The 17,047-nt window shown below is 55.6% G+C and carries 13 protein-coding genes and 1 pseudogene; 9 read left to right on the top strand and 5 right to left on the bottom strand.

Features of this window, described 5'->3' with window-relative positions:
• The first annotated feature begins 298 nt into the window (after window positions 1-298).
• The 3 genes from brnQ (at window position 299) to malZ (ending at window position 5,028) form a co-directional block, all read left to right on the top strand.
• Window positions 299-1,618 (top strand): branched-chain amino acid transporter carrier protein BrnQ, encoded by a 1,320-nt coding sequence (gene brnQ / locus HV334_RS18530; RefSeq protein ID WP_016152017.1) that lies wholly within the window; start codon window positions 299-301, stop codon window positions 1,616-1,618.
• A gap of 80 nt (window positions 1,619-1,698) precedes the next feature.
• On the top strand, window positions 1,699-3,072 hold the full coding sequence (gene proY / locus HV334_RS18525) for a proline-specific permease ProY (protein ID WP_016152018.1): 1,374 nt from the start codon (window positions 1,699-1,701) through the stop codon (window positions 3,070-3,072).
• A gap of 138 nt (window positions 3,073-3,210) precedes the next feature.
• Window positions 3,211-5,028, top strand: coding sequence for a maltodextrin glucosidase (malZ, locus tag HV334_RS18520; RefSeq protein ID WP_181220759.1), 1,818 nt, complete (start codon window positions 3,211-3,213; stop codon window positions 5,026-5,028).
• Here the strand turns inward: malZ and HV334_RS18515 are convergent.
• The 3 genes from HV334_RS18515 to HV334_RS18510 are packed head-to-tail and all read right to left on the bottom strand — an operon-like array spanning window position 5,022 to window position 7,028.
• Window positions 5,022-5,924, bottom strand: a complete 903-nt coding sequence (locus tag HV334_RS18515; RefSeq protein WP_181220758.1) for a LysR family transcriptional regulator — start codon at window positions 5,922-5,924, stop codon at window positions 5,022-5,024. The genes malZ and HV334_RS18515 overlap by 7 nt on opposite strands.
• The gene (locus tag HV334_RS25505; protein WP_345943266.1) at window positions 5,881-6,066 is read right to left on the bottom strand and encodes a hypothetical protein; all 186 of its coding nucleotides are present in this window, start codon (window positions 6,064-6,066) and stop codon (window positions 5,881-5,883) included. The genes HV334_RS18515 and HV334_RS25505 overlap by 44 nt, the downstream gene beginning before the upstream one ends.
• A complete protein-coding gene (locus HV334_RS18510; protein WP_020899206.1) occupies window positions 6,048-7,028 on the bottom strand; it encodes an IS5-like element ISKpn26 family transposase in 981 nt (326 codons plus the stop codon). The genes HV334_RS25505 and HV334_RS18510 overlap by 19 nt, the downstream gene beginning before the upstream one ends.
• Window positions 7,029-7,096: 68 nt before the next feature.
• Between HV334_RS18510 and HV334_RS18505 the strand changes: the two are divergent.
• The 5 genes and pseudogenes from HV334_RS18505 to HV334_RS18485 form a co-directional block, all read left to right on the top strand.
• A pseudogene (locus HV334_RS18505) lies at window positions 7,097-7,525 on the top strand (isochorismatase family protein); the annotation flags it as partial.
• 173 nt (window positions 7,526-7,698) lie between these two features.
• Entirely contained in the window at window positions 7,699-8,244 is a 546-nt protein-coding gene (locus HV334_RS18500; RefSeq protein ID WP_016152022.1) for an antibiotic biosynthesis monooxygenase, read from the top strand.
• Window positions 8,245-8,265: 21 nt separating this feature from the next.
• Window positions 8,266-10,134: an amidohydrolase gene (locus HV334_RS18495; RefSeq protein ID WP_181220757.1), complete on the top strand. Its 1,869-nt coding sequence runs from the start codon at window positions 8,266-8,268 to the stop codon at window positions 10,132-10,134.
• A gap of 136 nt (window positions 10,135-10,270) precedes the next feature.
• The gene (locus HV334_RS18490; protein WP_181220756.1) at window positions 10,271-12,913 is read left to right on the top strand and encodes a DUF2339 domain-containing protein; all 2,643 of its coding nucleotides are present in this window, start codon (window positions 10,271-10,273) and stop codon (window positions 12,911-12,913) included.
• A complete protein-coding gene (locus HV334_RS18485; RefSeq protein ID WP_181220755.1) occupies window positions 12,910-14,304 on the top strand; it encodes a DUF3999 domain-containing protein in 1,395 nt (464 codons plus the stop codon). The genes HV334_RS18490 and HV334_RS18485 overlap by 4 nt, the downstream gene beginning before the upstream one ends.
• Window positions 14,305-14,352: 48 nt before the next feature.
• On the opposite strand, the gene HV334_RS18480 is transcribed toward HV334_RS18485, so the two are convergent.
• A complete protein-coding gene (locus HV334_RS18480) occupies window positions 14,353-14,955 on the bottom strand; it encodes a peroxiredoxin (protein ID WP_003021524.1) in 603 nt (200 codons plus the stop codon).
• 168 nt (window positions 14,956-15,123) lie between these two features.
• Window positions 15,124-15,705, bottom strand: coding sequence for an ACP phosphodiesterase (acpH, locus tag HV334_RS18475; protein ID WP_016152027.1), 582 nt, complete (start codon window positions 15,703-15,705; stop codon window positions 15,124-15,126).
• Between the two features lie 217 nt (window positions 15,706-15,922).
• On the opposite strand from acpH, the gene queA reads away from it, so the two are divergent.
• Window positions 15,923-16,993, top strand: coding sequence for a tRNA preQ1(34) S-adenosylmethionine ribosyltransferase-isomerase QueA (gene queA / locus HV334_RS18470; protein WP_003021529.1), 1,071 nt, complete (start codon window positions 15,923-15,925; stop codon window positions 16,991-16,993).
• Window positions 16,994-17,047: the final 54 nt, after the last annotated feature.

Raw genomic sequence — 17,047 nt, 5'->3', positions numbered from 1 at the left:
ACTATTACCCATACCTTTTTCCATGAAATGGTGTTTTGTGCTAACCCCATTTTTCATATCGCTATATTGTTCTGGTTTTGGGATCCCACCTTGCTTTAAAACGTTATAAGCGTTTAAATTGCGCTCCAGGTGCTGTCATACCGACTGCATTTACGCGGTAAATCGAAAAACTATTCTTCGCCGCGCCAGTCTGGGAGTGTTTCCCGCTGGAATTGAGCAAAAATGCCGCTGTATTGTCCCCCAGGGAAAGGCAAAAATTTATTATTTTCAACACCACATCCACAGGCAGTAAGACTTTATGACCCATCAGTTAAAATCGCGCGATATTATCGCTTTGGGATTTATGACATTTGCACTGTTCGTTGGTGCAGGTAACATCATCTTCCCCCCAATGGTTGGTTTGCAGGCAGGTGAACACGTCTGGACTGCGGCTTTTGGCTTTTTGATTACCGCCGTTGGCCTGCCGGTACTTACCGTTGTCGCGCTGGCGAAAGTCGGTGGTGGTGTGGACCGACTGAGCACGCCTATCGGTAAAGTCGCTGGTTTGCTGCTGGCGACCGTGTGCTATCTGGCTGTTGGACCGTTATTTGCTACGCCGCGTACCGCGACGGTCTCTTTCGAAGTCGGGATTGCACCGCTGACCGGTGACTCCGCGCTGCCACTGCTTATCTACAGCGTGGTCTATTTCGCGATTGTGATTCTGGTTTCGCTGTATCCGGGCAAACTGCTGGATACGGTTGGTAATTTCCTGGCTCCGCTGAAAATCCTGGCGCTGGTGGTCCTGTCTGTCGCCGCAATCGTCTGGCCAGCAGGCCCGATCAGCAATGCGATGGAAGCCTATCAAACTGCGGCGTTTTCTAATGGCTTCGTGAACGGGTATCTGACCATGGATACGCTGGGCGCGATGGTATTTGGTATTGTTATCGTCAACGCCGCTCGCTCGCGTGGCGTTACTGAAGCGCGTCTGCTGACCCGTTATACCGTTTGGGCGGGTTTGATGGCGGGTGTGGGCTTAACGCTGCTGTATCTCGCGCTGTTCCGTCTGGGTTCAGATAGCGCAATTCTGGTCGATCAGTCTGCTAACGGCGCGGCAATTCTGCATGCGTATGTTCAGCACACCTTTGGTGGCGCAGGGAGCTTCCTGCTGGCGGCGTTGATTTTCATCGCCTGTCTGGTCACCGCTGTTGGCCTGACCTGCGCGTGCGCAGAGTTCTTTGCCCAGTACGTTCCACTGTCTTATCGTACGCTGGTATTTATCCTCGGCGGCTTCTCGATGGTGGTCTCTAACCTGGGTCTGAGCCATCTGATTCAGATCTCTATTCCGGTGCTGACGGCTATCTATCCGCCATGTATCGCACTGGTTGTATTAAGTTTTACCCGCTCATGGTGGCATAATTCTTCCCGCGTCATTGCACCTGCGATGTTTATCAGCCTGATTTTTGGTATCCTTGATGGCATTAAAGCTTCTGCAATTGGCGACGTGTTACCGGCCTGGACCCAGCGTTTACCGCTGGCGGAGCAGGGGCTGGCGTGGTTGATGCCAACAGTCGTGATGGTGGTCCTGGCAGTTATCTGGGATCGTGCAGCGGGTCGACAAGTGACCTCCAGCGCACACTAATATCACTGACAATAAGTTTTAACCACGGGGCTATTAACATGGCCCCGTGGTTTTTTATTGTGTTAACAGGTTAGGAATCGATGGAAAGTAATAACAAGCTAAAGCGTGGGCTGAGCACCCGGCACATTCGCTTTATGGCATTAGGTTCAGCAATTGGTACTGGGCTGTTCTACGGCTCGGCCGATGCCATCAAAATGGCGGGGCCAAGCGTGTTGCTGGCCTATATTATCGGCGGCGTAGCGGCGTATATCATTATGCGCGCGCTGGGCGAAATGTCCGTTCATAACCCTGCAGCCAGCTCCTTCTCGCGCTATGCGCAGGAAAACCTCGGACCGCTGGCAGGCTACATAACCGGCTGGACCTACTGTTTTGAAATCCTGATTGTCGCCATTGCCGATGTGACTGCCTTTGGTATTTACATGGGCGTCTGGTTCCCGGCCGTACCGCACTGGATTTGGGTACTCAGCGTGGTATTGATTATCTGCGCCATCAACCTGATGAGCGTGAAGGTGTTTGGCGAGCTGGAATTTTGGTTCTCGTTCTTTAAAGTCGCCACCATTATCATCATGATTGTCGCCGGTTTTGGCATCATCATTTGGGGGATTGGTAACGGCGGACAGCCTACCGGTATCCATAATCTGTGGAGCAACGGCGGTTTCTTCAGTAACGGCTGGCTCGGCATGGTGATGTCGCTACAAATGGTGATGTTCGCCTACGGCGGGATTGAGATTATCGGGATTACCGCTGGCGAAGCCAAAGACCCGGAAAAATCTATTCCGCGCGCCATCAATTCCGTACCGATGCGTATCCTCGTGTTTTACGTGGGGACGCTGTTCGTCATCATGTCTATTTACCCGTGGAACCAGGTCGGCACTGACGGTAGCCCGTTCGTTCTGACGTTCCAGCATATGGGGATTACCTTTGCCGCCGGGATCCTCAACTTCGTAGTCCTGACCGCGTCGCTGTCGGCCATCAACTCTGACGTCTTTGGCGTGGGGCGTATGCTGCATGGTATGGCGGAGCAGGGCAGCGCGCCGAAAATGTTCGCCAAGACGTCGCGTCGTGGCGTGCCATGGGTGACGGTGATGGTGATGACTATCGCGCTGCTGTTTGCGGTGTATCTTAACTACATCATGCCGGAAAACGTCTTCCTGGTGATCGCCTCTCTGGCGACCTTCGCAACGGTATGGGTGTGGATTATGATCCTGCTGTCACAAATTGCTTTCCGTCGTCGTCTGCCGCCGGAAGAGGTTAAGGCGCTGAAATTTAAAGTGCCGGGGGGGGTTGTGACGACCGTCATTGGCCTGATTTTCCTGGTCTTTATCATCGCGCTTATCGGCTATCATCCGGATACCCGCATTTCGCTATACGTCGGCTTTGCGTGGATTATCCTGCTGCTTGCCGGCTGGGTTTTCAAGCGCCGTCGCGAGCGCCAACTGGCTGAAGCGCAGTAATATTTTTGCCGGGTAGCTTAATGTTACCCGGCAATTTTCTCCTCCCCCGCACTCCTCCCCCAATAAACGTTAAGATGATGAGTGATCCTGCACTTCGCTATGGCAAGGTGACGTCATTATCATCAAAGGGGATACGTGATGTTGAACGCCTGGCACCTTCCGGTTGCCCCATTTGTTAAGCAAAACAAAGATCAACTGACGATTACATTATGGCTGGCGGGGGAAAATCCACCCCAGCGGGTGACGCTACGCGCAGAAAACGATAACGAAGAGATTTTGCTGGGTATGCACAAGCAACGCAGCCAGCCGCAGCCGGGCGTGACCGCGTGGAGAGCGGCGATCGATCTCTCCAGCGGACAGCCTCGTCGACGCTATAGTTTTAAATTACTTTGGCTCGATCGTCAGTTGTGGTTCACCCCGCAGGGATTCAGCCGTTTTCCGCCTGCGCGTCTGGAGCAGTTTGCTGTTGATGTGCCGGATAACGGTCCGCAGTGGGTCGCCGATCAGATTTTTTACCAAATTTTCCCGGACCGTTTTGCCCGCAGCCAGTCGCGTGAAGCGACTCAGGATAACGTCTATTACCACCACGCTGCCGGACACGATATTGTGCGGCGCGAGTGGGATGAACCGCTTACGGCCCAGGCCGGTGGCTCCACGTTTTATGGCGGCGATTTGGACGGCATCAGCGAAAAGCTGCCGTATCTGAAAACGTTAGGCGTCACGGCGCTGTACCTGAATCCGGTATTTACCGCGCCGAGCGTGCATAAATACGATACCGAAGATTACCGTCATGTTGATCCGCAGTTTGGCGGCGACAGGGCGCTGCTGCGCCTGCGTCACACCACCCAACAGCAGGGGATGCGCCTGATTCTCGACGGTGTTTTTAACCATAGCGGCGATTCACACGCCTGGTTTGACCGACATAATCGGGGAACGGATGGCGCGTGCCATAATCCGCAATCCCCATGGCGCGACTGGTATCATTTCTCAGCCGACGGCGTCGCGCTCGACTGGCTGGGGTATTCCAGCCTGCCCAAGCTGGACTTTTCCTCTGAAAGCCTGGTGAATGAAATTTATCGCGGCGAAGACAGCATCGTTCGCCACTGGCTGAAAGCGCCGTGGAGTATGGACGGCTGGCGTCTTGACGTGGTGCATATGCTGGGAGAGGCCGGTGGTGCGCACAACAACCTGCAGCACGTGGCCGGAATTACGCAGGCGGCGAAAGAGACCCAGTCAGAGGCGTATGTGGTGGGCGAGCATTTTGGCGACGCGCGCCAATGGTTGCAGGCCGACGCGGAAGATGCCGCCATGAACTATCGCGGTTTTACCTTCCCGATATGGGGATTTCTCGCCAATACCGATATCTCATGCGATCCGCAATTCATTGACGCCCAGACCTGTATGGCGTGGATGGATAACTATCGCGCGGGTTTGTCACATCAGCAGCAGTTGCGGATGTTCAACCAGCTCGACAGCCACGATACCGCCCGTTTTAAATCTCTGCTCGGTAAAGACGTCGCACGTTTACCGTTGGCGGTGGTGTGGCTGTTTACCTGGCCTGGCGTGCCCTGTATTTACTACGGTGACGAAGTGGGACTGGATGGGAACAACGATCCGTTTTGTCGCAAACCATTCCCGTGGCAGCCTGAAAAACAGGACGCTAACCTGCTGGCGTTGTATCAGCGGCTGGCAACATTACGCCACCAGAGCCAGGCGCTGCGCCATGGTGGTTGTCAGGTGATTTACGCCGAGGATAACGTGGTGGTGTTTGTACGCGTGCTAAACCGCCAGCGTGTATTGGTGGCGATTAACCGTGGCCACGCCTGTGAAGTGGTCCTGCCTGCCTCGCCATTACTGAGCGTCAGCCAATGGCAGCACCAGGAGGGCAAAGGCGTGCTTGCCGAGGATATCCTGACGCTGCCGGCGATTTCCGCCTCGGTGTGGATGGGTCATTGATATAAGCGCGTAACATCCGGGCTTGCCAGCAGCGTTTCCCGCCACCAGCGCTGCGCCAGTCCATCGCGGTTATTGCGCCAGGCCATATAGGCCACGTCTTTTTGGCGAAATGAGATGACCGTTTTTTCCACCAGCTCGCCCGTGGCAAGCCACGGGTTAGCAATATGGCGGGGGAGAAATCCGCAGCCCAAGCCGGCCCGCAGTAGCATCACCTTACTATGGAAATCATCAACGCGAATCTGCGCCTGCTCCTCCATCAGATTGGTTTGTAACGGATGACAAAAGCGGGCGCTGTCGCTAATGACAATCGCCCGGTGCAGGCACAGTTGTTCGTTAGTCAGGCCATCCGGTGCTGCGGCCAGCGGATGCTCAGGCGCAACGACAAACACATTGTCCAGCGTGCCAAGCATTTTGTAGGACCAGGCCGCTGACGTAGGCGGTTCATTAATCGCCCCCAAAATAATATCTGCTCCATTATGCGTCAGCTCCTCCCAGGAGCCCGCCAGCGTATGGTGGGTGAAGTTAAGGCGGGTTTGCTTATTCAGCGCGTGAAATTCATCGATAATGGGCAACAGCGAGGCGAAAGGGAAGGAGTCGTCCAGCGCAATCGCCAGCTCTTTTTCCCAGCCTGAATTCAGCTGCACCGCCTGCTTTTCGAGATCTTTTGCCGCACTCAGCAGCAAACGTCCCTTTTCCAGCATCATCTGACCGGTGTCGGTAAATTTTGCCCGGTGACCGGAACGGTCAAGCAACTCGATATTCAAATCACTTTCCAGCTTTTGAATCATATAGCTGAGTGCTGCAGGGGTTTTAAACAGCGATTCCGCCGCCGCGGCAAATGAACCCTGTTTATCAAGTGCGTCGAGAATTAGGGAAGGTGCGAATAAGTAGGTCATTTCTTCCCAAGCTGACTCGCTGATTAAAATTTCGCGGATCTGGGCCGATTTTTTTCCCGCAAACACATCGAATCAGCCTATTTAGGCTATTTTTTCCACCATTTCTGGCGTTATTTCCGGTTTTTACTGAGATCTCTCCCACTGACGTATCATTTGGTCCACCCGAAACAGGTTGGCCAGGGTGAATAACATCGCCAGTTGGTTATCGTTTTTCAGCAGCCCCTTGTATCTGGCTTTCACGAAGCCGAACTGCCGCTTGATGATGCGAAACGGGTGCTCCCCCCTGGCACGGATGCTGGCTTTCATGTATTCGATGTTGATGGCCGTTTTGTTCTTGCGCGGATGCTGCTTCAAGGTTTTTACCCTGCCGGGACGCTCGGCGATCAGCCAGTCCACATCCACCTCGGCCAGCTCCTCGCGCTGTGGCGCTCCTTGGTAGCCGGCATCGGCTGAGACAAATTGCTCCTCTCCATGAAGCAGATTACCCAGCTGATTGAGGTCATGCTCGTTGGCCGCGGTGGTGACCAGGCTGTGGGTCAGGCCACTCTTGGCATCGACACCAATGTGGGCCTTCATGCCAAAGTGCCACTGATTGCCTTTCTTGGTCTGATGCATCTCCGGATCGCGTTGCTGCTCTTTGTTCTTGGTAGAGCTGGGTGCCTCAATGATGGTGGCATCCACCAAAGTGCCTTGGGTCATCATGACGCCTGCTTCGGCCAGCCAGCGATTGATGGTCTTGAACAATTGACGGGCCAGTTGATGCTGCTCGAGCAGGTGGCGGAAATTCATGATGGTGGTGCGATCCGGCAGGGCGCTATCCAGGGATAATCGGGCAAACAGGCGCATGGAGGCGATTTCGTACAGGGCATCTTCCATGGCACCGTCGCTCAGGTTGTACCAATGCTGCATGCAGTGAATACGCAGCATGGTCTCCAGCGGATAGGGCCGTCGGCCATTGCCCGCCTTGGGATAAAACGGCTCGATGACAGCGGTCATATTCTGCCATGGCAGAATCTGCTCCATGCGGGAGAGGAAAATCTCTTTTCGGGTCTGACGGCGCTTAGTGCTGAATTCACTATCGGCGAAGGTGAGTTGATGGCTCATGATGTCCCTCTGGGATGCGCTCCGGATGAATATGATGATCTCATATCAGGAACTTGTTCGCACCTTCCTTAGCGGTTCATCCTGATGTGAAACCAATTGAACGCACCTCGATGAACTCCTGGGAAGATGCGGCGTTTGTGAAAGCCGTGGAAGCGACCGGGCGTAAAAAATTGATTATCTCCGCGCTGTGGACCGAAGTATGCCTGACTTTCCCGGCGCTGATGGCGCTGGAAGCGGGTTACGAAGTTTATGTGGTAACTGACACTTCTGGCGGCACGTCCGTGGATGCCCACGAGCGTTCTATCGACCGCATGGTACAGGCGGGTGCCGTACCTGTGACCTGGCAACAGGTTCTTCTCGAGTACCAGCGCGACTGGTCCCGCAAAGAAACCTACGACGCCGTCATGGATCTGGTACGTGAGCACAGCGGCGCCTACGGTATGGGCGTGGATTACGCCTACACCATGGTGCATGGCGCGCCGGAACGTAAAGCCTAAATACACCTCATCCTTCATGTTGCCTCTTTGTAGGCTTCGTTTGCGTACCCCGGTCACTCACTTTGTCAGCCTCCGGGGATACACAATCTTGCCGCTTCGATGCGCCATGAATGATTTTGTGTATTGCTTCCGTGGCCTAAGCGGGCCTGTTTCCTCTCAACAAGGAACCCTTTATGGCGCAGAACAAACATGTGACGTTGGTGATTTCCCACACCCTGCTGCCTGAACAAGCGCAGCGGTATGAGCAGTGGCTGGGGAAAATCATGCCGGTGGCGGCCGAGTTTCCCGGTCATCTGGGGGCGAATGTGATTCGTCCAGCAGATGGCAACAATCTGTGGAACATCATTATCCGCTTCGACACGCTTGAGCATCTGTATAACTGGACCCAGTCCGATACGCGCCGCGTGCTGGTCGAAGAGATTGCCCCGCTGCTGGCGGAAGGGGATAAAACTGAAATCCGCACCGAAGCGGCGTTCTGGTTTACGCCGCCCGCGCCCCATGTACGTCAGCCCAGGCGCTGGAAACAGTTTCTGATAACCCTGCTGGTGATTTTTCCCAGCACCAATCTGGTGCCGTGGTTGACCGGCATTGTGCTGCCTGCCATGAAGGGCTCGTTACTCCTGCATCTGATCAATGATGCCTGTGTGGTTGCGCTGGTGGTCTGGTTCTGGATGCCCATCGTAACCCGTCTGTTTGCCGGATGGCTGAAAAAAGCCTGACCGGTTTCTCAGGAGATTGTTATGTCTCAAACTGCCACACTGATTCTGACTCACGGAAAAATTCATACTCTCGAAAGACAAAACCCGCAGGTCGAGGCGGTGGCGATCGCCAATGGTAAGATCCTGGCGACCGGTAGCCACGATCGCATCATGAGTTTTGCCACCGACGGGACGCAGGTTGTCGATCTGCAAGGGCATACGGTGATCCCGGGCCTGAACGATTCGCACCTGCACCTCATTCGCGGCGGTCTGAATTACAACCTGGAATTGCGTTGGGAAGGCGTTCCGTCGCTGGCGGACGCGCTACGCATGCTCAAAGAGCAGGCTGAAAGAACGCCATCGCCGCAATGGGTGCGCGTGGTGGGCGGCTGGAGCGAATTCCAGTTTGCCGAACGTCGCATGCCAATCCTCGAAGAACTGAATGAAGCGGCCCCGGATACCCCAGTTTTTGTTCTGCACCTCTACGACAGAGCTTTGCTGGACCGTGCCGCACTGAAAGCAGTCGGCTACACCAAGGCGACGCCGGACCCGGCGGGTGGTGAGATTGTGCGTGATAGCAACGGTAACCCAACCGGGATGCTGATCGCCAAACCCAACGCCATGATCCTTTATTCGACGCTGGCAAAAGGACCAAAACTGCCGCTGGAAATGCAGGTCAACTCGACCCGGCAGTTTATGCGCGAGCTGAACCGTCTCGGGCTGACCAGCGCCATCGATGCAGGCGGTGGTTTTCAGAACTACCCGGAAGATTACGAGATAATTGAGCAGTTACACGCCCACAAACAGATGACGGTGCGCATCGCCTACAACTTGTTTACCCAGCGTCCGCAGCAGGAACTGGAAGACTTTGAACGCTGGACCGATATGCTCAAACCAGGGCAGGGGACCGACTTCTACCGTGCCAATGGGGCAGGGGAAATGCTGGTCTTCTCGGCCGCGGATTTTGAAGACTTCCTCCAGCCACGCCCGGATCTGCCGGAAGGTATGGACGATGAGCTGGAGCGCGTGGTGCGCCACCTCGTGGAGCACCGCTGGCCGTTCCGCCTGCACGCCACCTACGATGAATCCATCAGCCGAATGCTCGACGTATTCGAGAAGGTGAATCGCGATATCCCGTTCAATGGCCTGCACTGGTTCTTCGATCACGCTGAAACGATTACCGAACGGAATATCGAGCGCGTAAAAGCGCTGGGGGGCGGGATCGCTGTTCAGCACCGTATGGCGTTCCAGGGCGAATATTTTGTCGATCGCTACGGCAAAGATGCGGTCAAACATACCCCGCCTGTGGCGAAAATGCTGGCGGCTGACGTTCCGGTAGGGCTGGGGACTGATGCCACCCGCGTGGCCAGCTACAACCCGTGGACAGCGCTCTACTGGCTGGTTTCGGGCCGTACTGTGGGAGGGATGGCGATGTACGATGATAACAATCGCCTGCCGCGCGATGTGGCGCTGGAATTGTGGACGGCCGGTAGCGCCTGGTTCTCCAGCGAACAGGGTAAGAAAGGGCGCATCGAGAAAGACCAACTGGCAGACCTGGTGGTGCTGTCTAAAGATTACTTCAGTGTGCCGGAAGAAGAGATCAAAGGCATAGAGTCGGTAATGACCATTGTCGATGGCAAAGTGGTGTATGCGGCCGGGCATTTCACTCCGCTGGCGCCGCCGGCCATCCCGGTTGTACCTGACTGGTCGCCGGTGGTAAAAGTGCCGGGGCACTATCGCTCAGCGCCGCCTGCTACGGCGAAAATTGGCGCAATGGTGCAGATGCACCAGTGCTGCGGCAGCTGCGGCGTACACGGTCATCAGCATGATATAGCGCGTAAATCGGCAATTCCGGTGTCAGATGACCGGGCTTTCTGGGGCGCGCTTGGCTGCTCCTGCTTCGCGTTTTAATCCCTCATCACAGCCCCTGGCCAAACGCAGGGGCTGATTGTCTATTCTGAAAAGCGGTTCATCGTGTTAACCGATATGGCGCAACTGCAACAATTTGTGTCATTCTGGTCTGTCTTTATACAGTGAAGGTGGAAACATGGATGAGCTGCTAACCCTTGGCTGCATTGTATTATTCTTCGCGCTGGTAGTAGTTCCTGGCCTCGCGATCGTGGCATTCAGACGCAGTGCGGCTGTACGTTCTGAGCTGGTGGTCTTGCGCCGTCGGGTAGAGGAGCTGGAGCTGCGCGGTGTGGCGCAGACCAGCGCCGTTGAGCCAATGGCAGCAAAAGATATTGTTCCTGCCGATGCGCCAACGGCTGCGATGAGCAGCGTATCGCCGGAGCCAGTAACTGAGCCGCCGCCTGAGCCCGTTAACCCGTGGGCTTCACAGCCGAAGCCGGATAATGCGGCGGTATCTACGCCCGACGTCGAGCGGCCTTCTGCTTTTGGCGGGGTAATGTCATCGCTGGTGCGCTGGTTTATGCAGGGTAACCCGTTGGCAAAGCTCGGTATTTTGCTCCTGTTTTTGGGGCTTTCTTTCCTGCTGCGTTATACGGTCGAACATTCTCTGTTTCCGCTGGAGCTGCGTCTGGTGGCGGCCGCGCTGTTCGCTATTGTGCTGTTGGCGTTGGGCTGGCGGCTGCGGCATAAGCAACCGATCTATGCGCTGATATTACAGGGGGGAGCTACCGGAGCACTCTATCTCACCGTCTTTGGCGCGTTCCGGCTGTGGCAAATGCTGCCAATGACGCTGGCATTTGCGCTGCTGGTGGTGATTTGTGCGGCGAGTGTGGGGCTGGCTATTCTGCAAAAGGCGCTCAGCCTGGCGATGCTGGCAAGTCTTGGCGGTTATCTTGCGCCGCTGTTGCTTTCCACCGGCGGCGGCAGTCATGTCGCGCTCTTCTCATTCTATCTTCTGCTCTCGGTCGGCATTCTCGCCATCAGCATCTGGCAGCACTGGCGGGAGCTTAATCTGCTTGGCCTGCTGTTCACCTTCGGCGTTGGCGGGGTATGGGGCCTGGAGGACTATCGACCAGAGTATTACCTGAGTTGCCAACTGTTCCTGATCGCCAACACGATTATTTTTGGCGTGCTGAGCGTGGCGTTGTCGCTCCGGGCGCAGGAAAAAGGCAAACAGATTATTGACGGCGTACTGCTGTTTGCGCCGCCGCTGGTCGGTTTTGGCATGCAGTACGCCATTACCCGGCATATGGGATATGGTCCGGCGCTCAGCGCGTTGGGCTACGGTGGTTTCTATCTGGCGTTAGCCTGGCTGGCGTTGCGTCGCTATCCTTCTTCAGGAAGGCCGCTGGTGCTAGCGGCGCTGGCGCTGGGGGGGGCGTTTACGACACTCGCTATCCCGCTGGCGCTTTCGGCCCGCTGGACGGCGATGGCCTGGGCGCTGGAAGGTCTGGGGATCCTCTGGCTGGGCGTGCACCAGCAGCAGCGGCGCATGAGTTATAGCGGTACGGCGCTGCTCGTGCTGGCCGTGGGCAGCGCGCTATGGGCGCTGGCGAACGGAACAACCGCGCTCTCAGTCATGCTGATTTTTGCCGTGCTCAGCCTCAGTTGGCTGGTTGCCGCATGGCTATGGCGCAACATTTGGATGCAGGGCAGTTGGGCGCTACTCGCTGGTGGTTTGGTTTTCTGGATTGTTGCGCTCGTTGCGGCATCGCAACTCGCTCTGAAACAGGATCGGTGGGTACTGTCTGGCGTGCTGGCATTAATGGCGGTATCGAGCTGGGGCTGGCGAAGTATCGCGGGTCGCCTGGCGTGGCGGGAGCTGGATGCCAGTAAATGGCTGCTGTGGCCGATGATGCTGGTGATGCTGATGTATCAGATCGCTGTACAGCAGATTTTTGCGGCGGGCTGGCCGAATCTGGCCTGGTGCGCGGCGCTAATTGTTGCGATAGCGCTGCTCTGGCGTGACGCACAAATATTACCGCCAATGCTTTCCAGACTGGCGCATTTATCGTTCTTATGGATGATTTTACTGGCGCTCGCGGTTGAGCTGTTCTGGTTCGCGCAGGGGCTGCCGTGGGGAAGGGCTGCGTGGGGTAGCGGCCTGATGATGGCGGCTGGCGGGCTGCTTATTTTCCTGATTTATCAGTCTGTTCATCGACAAATCTGGCCGTTTCGCATCTGGCCTACCCTCTATTCTGTTCAGGCGATGGTTCCCGTTGTGCTGGTGCTGGTCGGTCTGCTCGTGCTGACCAATTTACAAGATGGCGTAGTTTATCGTCAGACTTATCTGCCGTTGCTCAACCCGCTGGAAGAGGGCGCAGCTTTTGCCCTACTGGGCCTGGTGGTGTTTTATCGCGCGTCTGAACGCTATTTCCCGGTGCAGCTTTCGGTATGTCGCCCATGGCCGGTTGTGGCGCTGATGGCGCTCAGCTTTTGGTGGCTCAATGGTGTGCTGCTGCGCGCATTGTCCTGGTATGGCGAGGTTGCGTGGCGTGTAGACGCACTATGGGATTCACGGCTGATTCAAACCTGTTTTGCTCTGTTCTGGATGCTGGCGGCATTGGTGGTGATGCTGCGGGCGACCCGGCGCCGCTCGCGTCGGGAATGGCTGTGTGGCGCGGTATTGCTGGGGATAGTCATTGTGAAACTGATGCTGGTGGACAGCGCAGGAGGCGGCGGTCTGGCGCGCGCGGTTGCGTTTATCGGCGTGGCCATTCTGGTGTTGATTATCGGGTATTTTTCACCATTACCGCCCAAAGCAGGAGAAGAAAAATGAAATGGATGAAAGCGGTGTTATGCAGCGTACTGCTGGGCGCGACAGGCGCGGCGGTAAGCAGCGATGAAGTGAAAGAGTCTCCGGCGGACTACGTAACGGGGGTGACGCTGGAAACTACGGGCACATCGCCGTGGTATCGCGTTTCGCTACCTCCGGCGGTGTATCCGGGTACCGCCTGGGCGGATTTGCGCGATGTCCGGGTCTTTAACCATCTGGGGGAGACGGTGCCGTTTACTCTGGTGGCGCAGAAAACCCAGCCCGTTACGCCAGAGGCAGTGGCGCTGCGTTTTTTCCCGCTTGATATGTCACCGGTTGCGCCGCGTGAGGAGGGGCAACGAGGCGGAGACGCTATTGTTTTACGCTCGAAGAGCGGCATTGAGATTCATTTGCAAAGTGATGATGTCAAAGCGCTCGGCCAGAGCTATTTACTGACGCTCCCGGAAGAGACGAAAGATGCCTTTTCACTGGCGCAGTTACGCCTGAACTGGGACTCGCAGGCGGGCAACTGGCAGGGGAAAGCCTCGGTTTATGCAAGCAGTGATTTGCGCTACTGGCGACCCGTGCAGGAAGATGCGCCGTTAATGGATCTGACGCGTGATAACGATCGCCTGAAAATGGACACCATCAGCGCCAGTCTCACGCTCTCTGCGGAGGCGACTCGTTACCTGCTGGTGATCCTCGACTCGCAAAGTCCGGCGCTGACGTTAAACAGCGTGAGCGCGATAGCGGCCAGCAGCGAGCCGGAATCCGAGCGTATCGTGATTGAAGCCCAGGGGATTAAGGTTTCGGATGACGAAGCCGTCTGGCGATGGGCGCAGCCCCAGCCGCTGACCTCGCTTCGCATCGATCTGGAAAGTGAAGGTGTTTTACCGGTGGAACTGGCCTGGCGCAGCGCTGAAAAAGAGCCCTGGCAGCCGCTGACAAAAACCATGCTTTACAATCTGGACTGGAGGAGTGCGGAAGATATTCGTCTTTCCGGTCAGTTGGTTGAGGCCGTCCGGATGACGACTATTAACGCCCGGTTGCCAGAGAGGCTGCCTGAGTTGAGCGGCATGCGCGACAGTTATCAACTGGTGTTTAATACGCAGGGCAAAGGGCCTTATATGCTGGCGTGGGGAAACCGGGCGGCGAAAAAGGCAGATGTTGGTCTCGATATGCTGATCCCGGCGTCGCTGCGTAAATCGCAGGAGATAGATTATCTACCGTGGGCGACTCTTCAGGAGAGCGTGGCGCTTGGTGGTGAAGCGCGATTGACGGCAACGTCAGTAGCTGAGCAACAAAGCCAGTGGAAAACGCTGTTGGTGTGGGGGGCGTTAATTCTTGGGGTCGCCGTACTGGCGCTTATGGCGTGGCGAATCTGGCGTGAAGTGAAAAAGGGTAATCCGACATAAACCAATAAAAGAGGCCCGCATTTGCGGGCCTCTTACGATTCATGCCAATTACAGGCTGGAAACGTTCTCGGTCAGGTATTTTGCTACGCCGTCCGGAGACGCGTTCATACCTTCTTTACCTTTTTCCCACTGTGCCGGGCAAACGTCGCCGTGCTCTTCGTGGAACTGCAGTGCGTCAACCATGCGCAGCATTTCGTCGATGTTACGACCCAGCGGCAGATCGTTAACCACCTGGTGGCGAACAACGCCGTTAGCGTCGATCAGGAAAGAACCGCGCAGAGCAACGCCCGCTTCCGGGTGCTCGATGCCGTAGGCTTTCTGGATTTCGCGTTTGATGTCAGCAACCATTGCGTATTTCACTGCACCGATGCCGCCTTTGTCGACAGGGGTGTTACGCCATGCGTTGTGGACAAATTCAGAGTCGAAGGAAACGCCAACAACTTCCACGCCGCGCTTCTGGAATTCTTCGTAACGTTTGTCGAAAGCGATCAGTTCAGACGGGCAAACGAAGGTGAAGTCCATCGGCCAGAAGAACAGAACGGTAGTTTTACCGTTGGTATGCTGTTTGAAGTTGAAGTTTTCAACGATCTCACCGCTACCCAGTACCGCAGCTGCTGTGAAATCCGGAGCCTGACGAGTTACCAGTACCATATAATTCTCCTGCAATGTTAAGGGGTTTTTGGAACGCAACGCGGGCCAGTATAGAGAGTGTTCGGGAATAAGACAAAGAGGCGCTGGCAATCAATGAGACAGGTTTTGTCTATCAATCTTTTACCGGATGGCGGCTACTGCTTATCCGGCGGCTAATACGGGCTGTAGTCAAAGGGTTTTACGCTGCGCCTGTTCCATCATTTGCGGATAAAACTGCCAGAACCGTTCCTCTAACGCATCGTAATGCGTATCCAGGTCATACCATGAGTCACGCAGGGCATCGAGTCGTGGGCGGCGGCTGGCCATGCCATTCAGGACGTTCTGGATAAAATCCATGTCCCGATAGCGCTCAAGCCATTTCTCTGACCATATATAGTTGTTTAAATTGATAAAGCGCGGTGGCGATTCAGGCAAAATAGTGGTCACCTGGGTGCGAGCATAGCGCACAAAGTCCGCCAGCGGGAAGTCGGGGGATATTTCCGACCAGTGGCGCGACAGAAAATGATCCCACATTACGTCCAGCGTAATCGGCGCGACACGGCGCGTTTCGCTGCGAAACCACTCTTTGGCTTCACGCACCTGCGGCAGGTTATCGGTCATCACGTCGATACGACGGTGCATGAAGATGCCTTCTACCACGTCAGGCGAATAGTGCGTTTCCGGATTGCCCCGGACAAAGTCGGCCAGCAAATTGCCGGAAAGCGAGCTGTCGGCAAGGTGAGCCAGATGCAAATGTGCAAGAAAATTCATATCCACTTCATCCTTCAAACTGCCTCTTTGTTGGCTGCCTTCACTCACCCCAGTCACTTACTTGAGTAAGCTCCCGGGGACTCATTCAGTTGCCGCCTCGATGCATCTTGAATGATTTTGTGTATAGATTATGTCTTTTAACTTGAGGGGTAAAGGTTGCAGGGAGGACGCCCCGGCACTAGACTACCCGCCTCTTATTTTAGTCTGAGTCAGTGTCATGCGCGTTACCGATTTCACCTTTGAACTACCCGAATCCCTGATTGCCCACTATCCGCAAGCTGAGCGCAGTAGTTGCCGCTTGCTGTCTTTGGACGGGCCGACGGGCGCGCTGACGCACGGTACTTTCACCGATTTGCTCGATAAGCTCAACCCTGGCGATTTGCTGGTCTTTAACAACACCCGCGTTATTCCGGCGCGTCTGTTTGGCCGTAAAGCCAGCGGCGGCAAGATTGAAGTGCTGGTCGAGCGTATGCTGGATGACAAACGTATTCTGGCGCATATTCGCGCCTCGAAAGCGCCAAAGCCGGGGGCCGAGCTGCTGCTGGGCGACGACGAAAGTATTAAAGCAACGATGGTGGCACGCCATGACGCGCTGTTTGAAGTCGAGTTTAACGACGAGCGCAGCGTGCTGGATATCCTTAACGCCATCGGCCATATGCCGCTGCCACCGTATATTGACCGTCCGGATGAAGACGCCGACCGCGAGCTGTATCAGACCGTGTATAGCGAAAAACCGGGTGCGGTCGCCGCGCCGACTGCGGGTCTGCACTTTGACGATCCGCTGCTGGCTAAGCTGCGCGATAAAGGCATTGAAATGGCGTTCGTCACGCTGCACGTGGGCGCGGGGACTTTCCAGCCGGTGCGCGTAGACACCATCGAAGATCACATCATGCACTCCGAATATGCGGAAGTGCCGCAGGATGTCGTTGATGCTGTGCTGGCGGCGAAAGCGCGCGGCAACCGCGTGATTGCGGTGGGCACCACCTCCGTACGTTCACTGGAAAGCGCGGCACAGGCGGCCAAAAACGACCTTATCGAGCCGTTTTTCGGCGATACGCAAATATTCATTTATCCTGGCTATAAATATCAGGTGATTGATGCCCTGGTAACCAACTTCCACCTGCCGGAATCAACGCTGATCATGCTGGTTTCCGCGTTTGCTGGTTATAAAAACACCATGCACGCCTATCATGAAGCGGTAAAAGCGGAATATCGCTTTTTTAGTTACGGTGATGCGATGTTTATCACGTACAATCCGCAGGCTATTTCTGAGCGTGTCGGGGAATAAATCCGCGATATGAGTATTTAAAACGTCGGACTGTTTTTCTGACGCAGGAGTTAA

It is taken from the genome of Citrobacter sp. RHBSTW-00944 (assembly GCF_013615435.1).
In the GTDB taxonomy this organism is placed as follows: Bacteria; Pseudomonadota; Gammaproteobacteria; order Enterobacterales; family Enterobacteriaceae; genus Citrobacter; species Citrobacter braakii.
Note: the sequence above shows the minus strand (reverse complement) of the source record. Positions and strands in the feature narration are given on the sequence as shown.

Bases quoted from the DNA above. Each gene is read 5' to 3' on its own strand.
- brnQ (WP_016152017.1), top strand. From the start codon at position 299: ATGACCCATCAGTTAAAATCGCGCGATATTATCGCTTTGGGATTTATG.
- proY (WP_016152018.1), top strand. From the start codon at position 1,699: ATGGAAAGTAATAACAAGCTAAAGCGTGGGCTGAGCACCCGGCACATT.
- malZ (WP_181220759.1), top strand. From the start codon at position 3,211: ATGTTGAACGCCTGGCACCTTCCGGTTGCCCCATTTGTTAAGCAAAAC.
- HV334_RS18515 (WP_181220758.1), bottom strand. From the start codon at position 5,924: ATGACCTACTTATTCGCACCTTCCCTAATTCTCGACGCACTTGATAAA.
- HV334_RS18510 (WP_020899206.1), bottom strand. From the start codon at position 7,028: ATGAGCCATCAACTCACCTTCGCCGATAGTGAATTCAGCACTAAGCGC.
- HV334_RS18500 (WP_016152022.1), top strand. From the start codon at position 7,699: ATGGCGCAGAACAAACATGTGACGTTGGTGATTTCCCACACCCTGCTG.
- HV334_RS18495 (WP_181220757.1), top strand. From the start codon at position 8,266: ATGTCTCAAACTGCCACACTGATTCTGACTCACGGAAAAATTCATACT.
- HV334_RS18490 (WP_181220756.1), top strand. From the start codon at position 10,271: ATGGATGAGCTGCTAACCCTTGGCTGCATTGTATTATTCTTCGCGCTG.
- HV334_RS18485 (WP_181220755.1), top strand. From the start codon at position 12,910: ATGAAATGGATGAAAGCGGTGTTATGCAGCGTACTGCTGGGCGCGACA.
- HV334_RS18480 (WP_003021524.1), bottom strand. From the start codon at position 14,955: ATGGTACTGGTAACTCGTCAGGCTCCGGATTTCACAGCAGCTGCGGTA.
- acpH (WP_016152027.1), bottom strand. From the start codon at position 15,705: ATGAATTTTCTTGCACATTTGCATCTGGCTCACCTTGCCGACAGCTCG.
- queA (WP_003021529.1), top strand. From the start codon at position 15,923: ATGCGCGTTACCGATTTCACCTTTGAACTACCCGAATCCCTGATTGCC.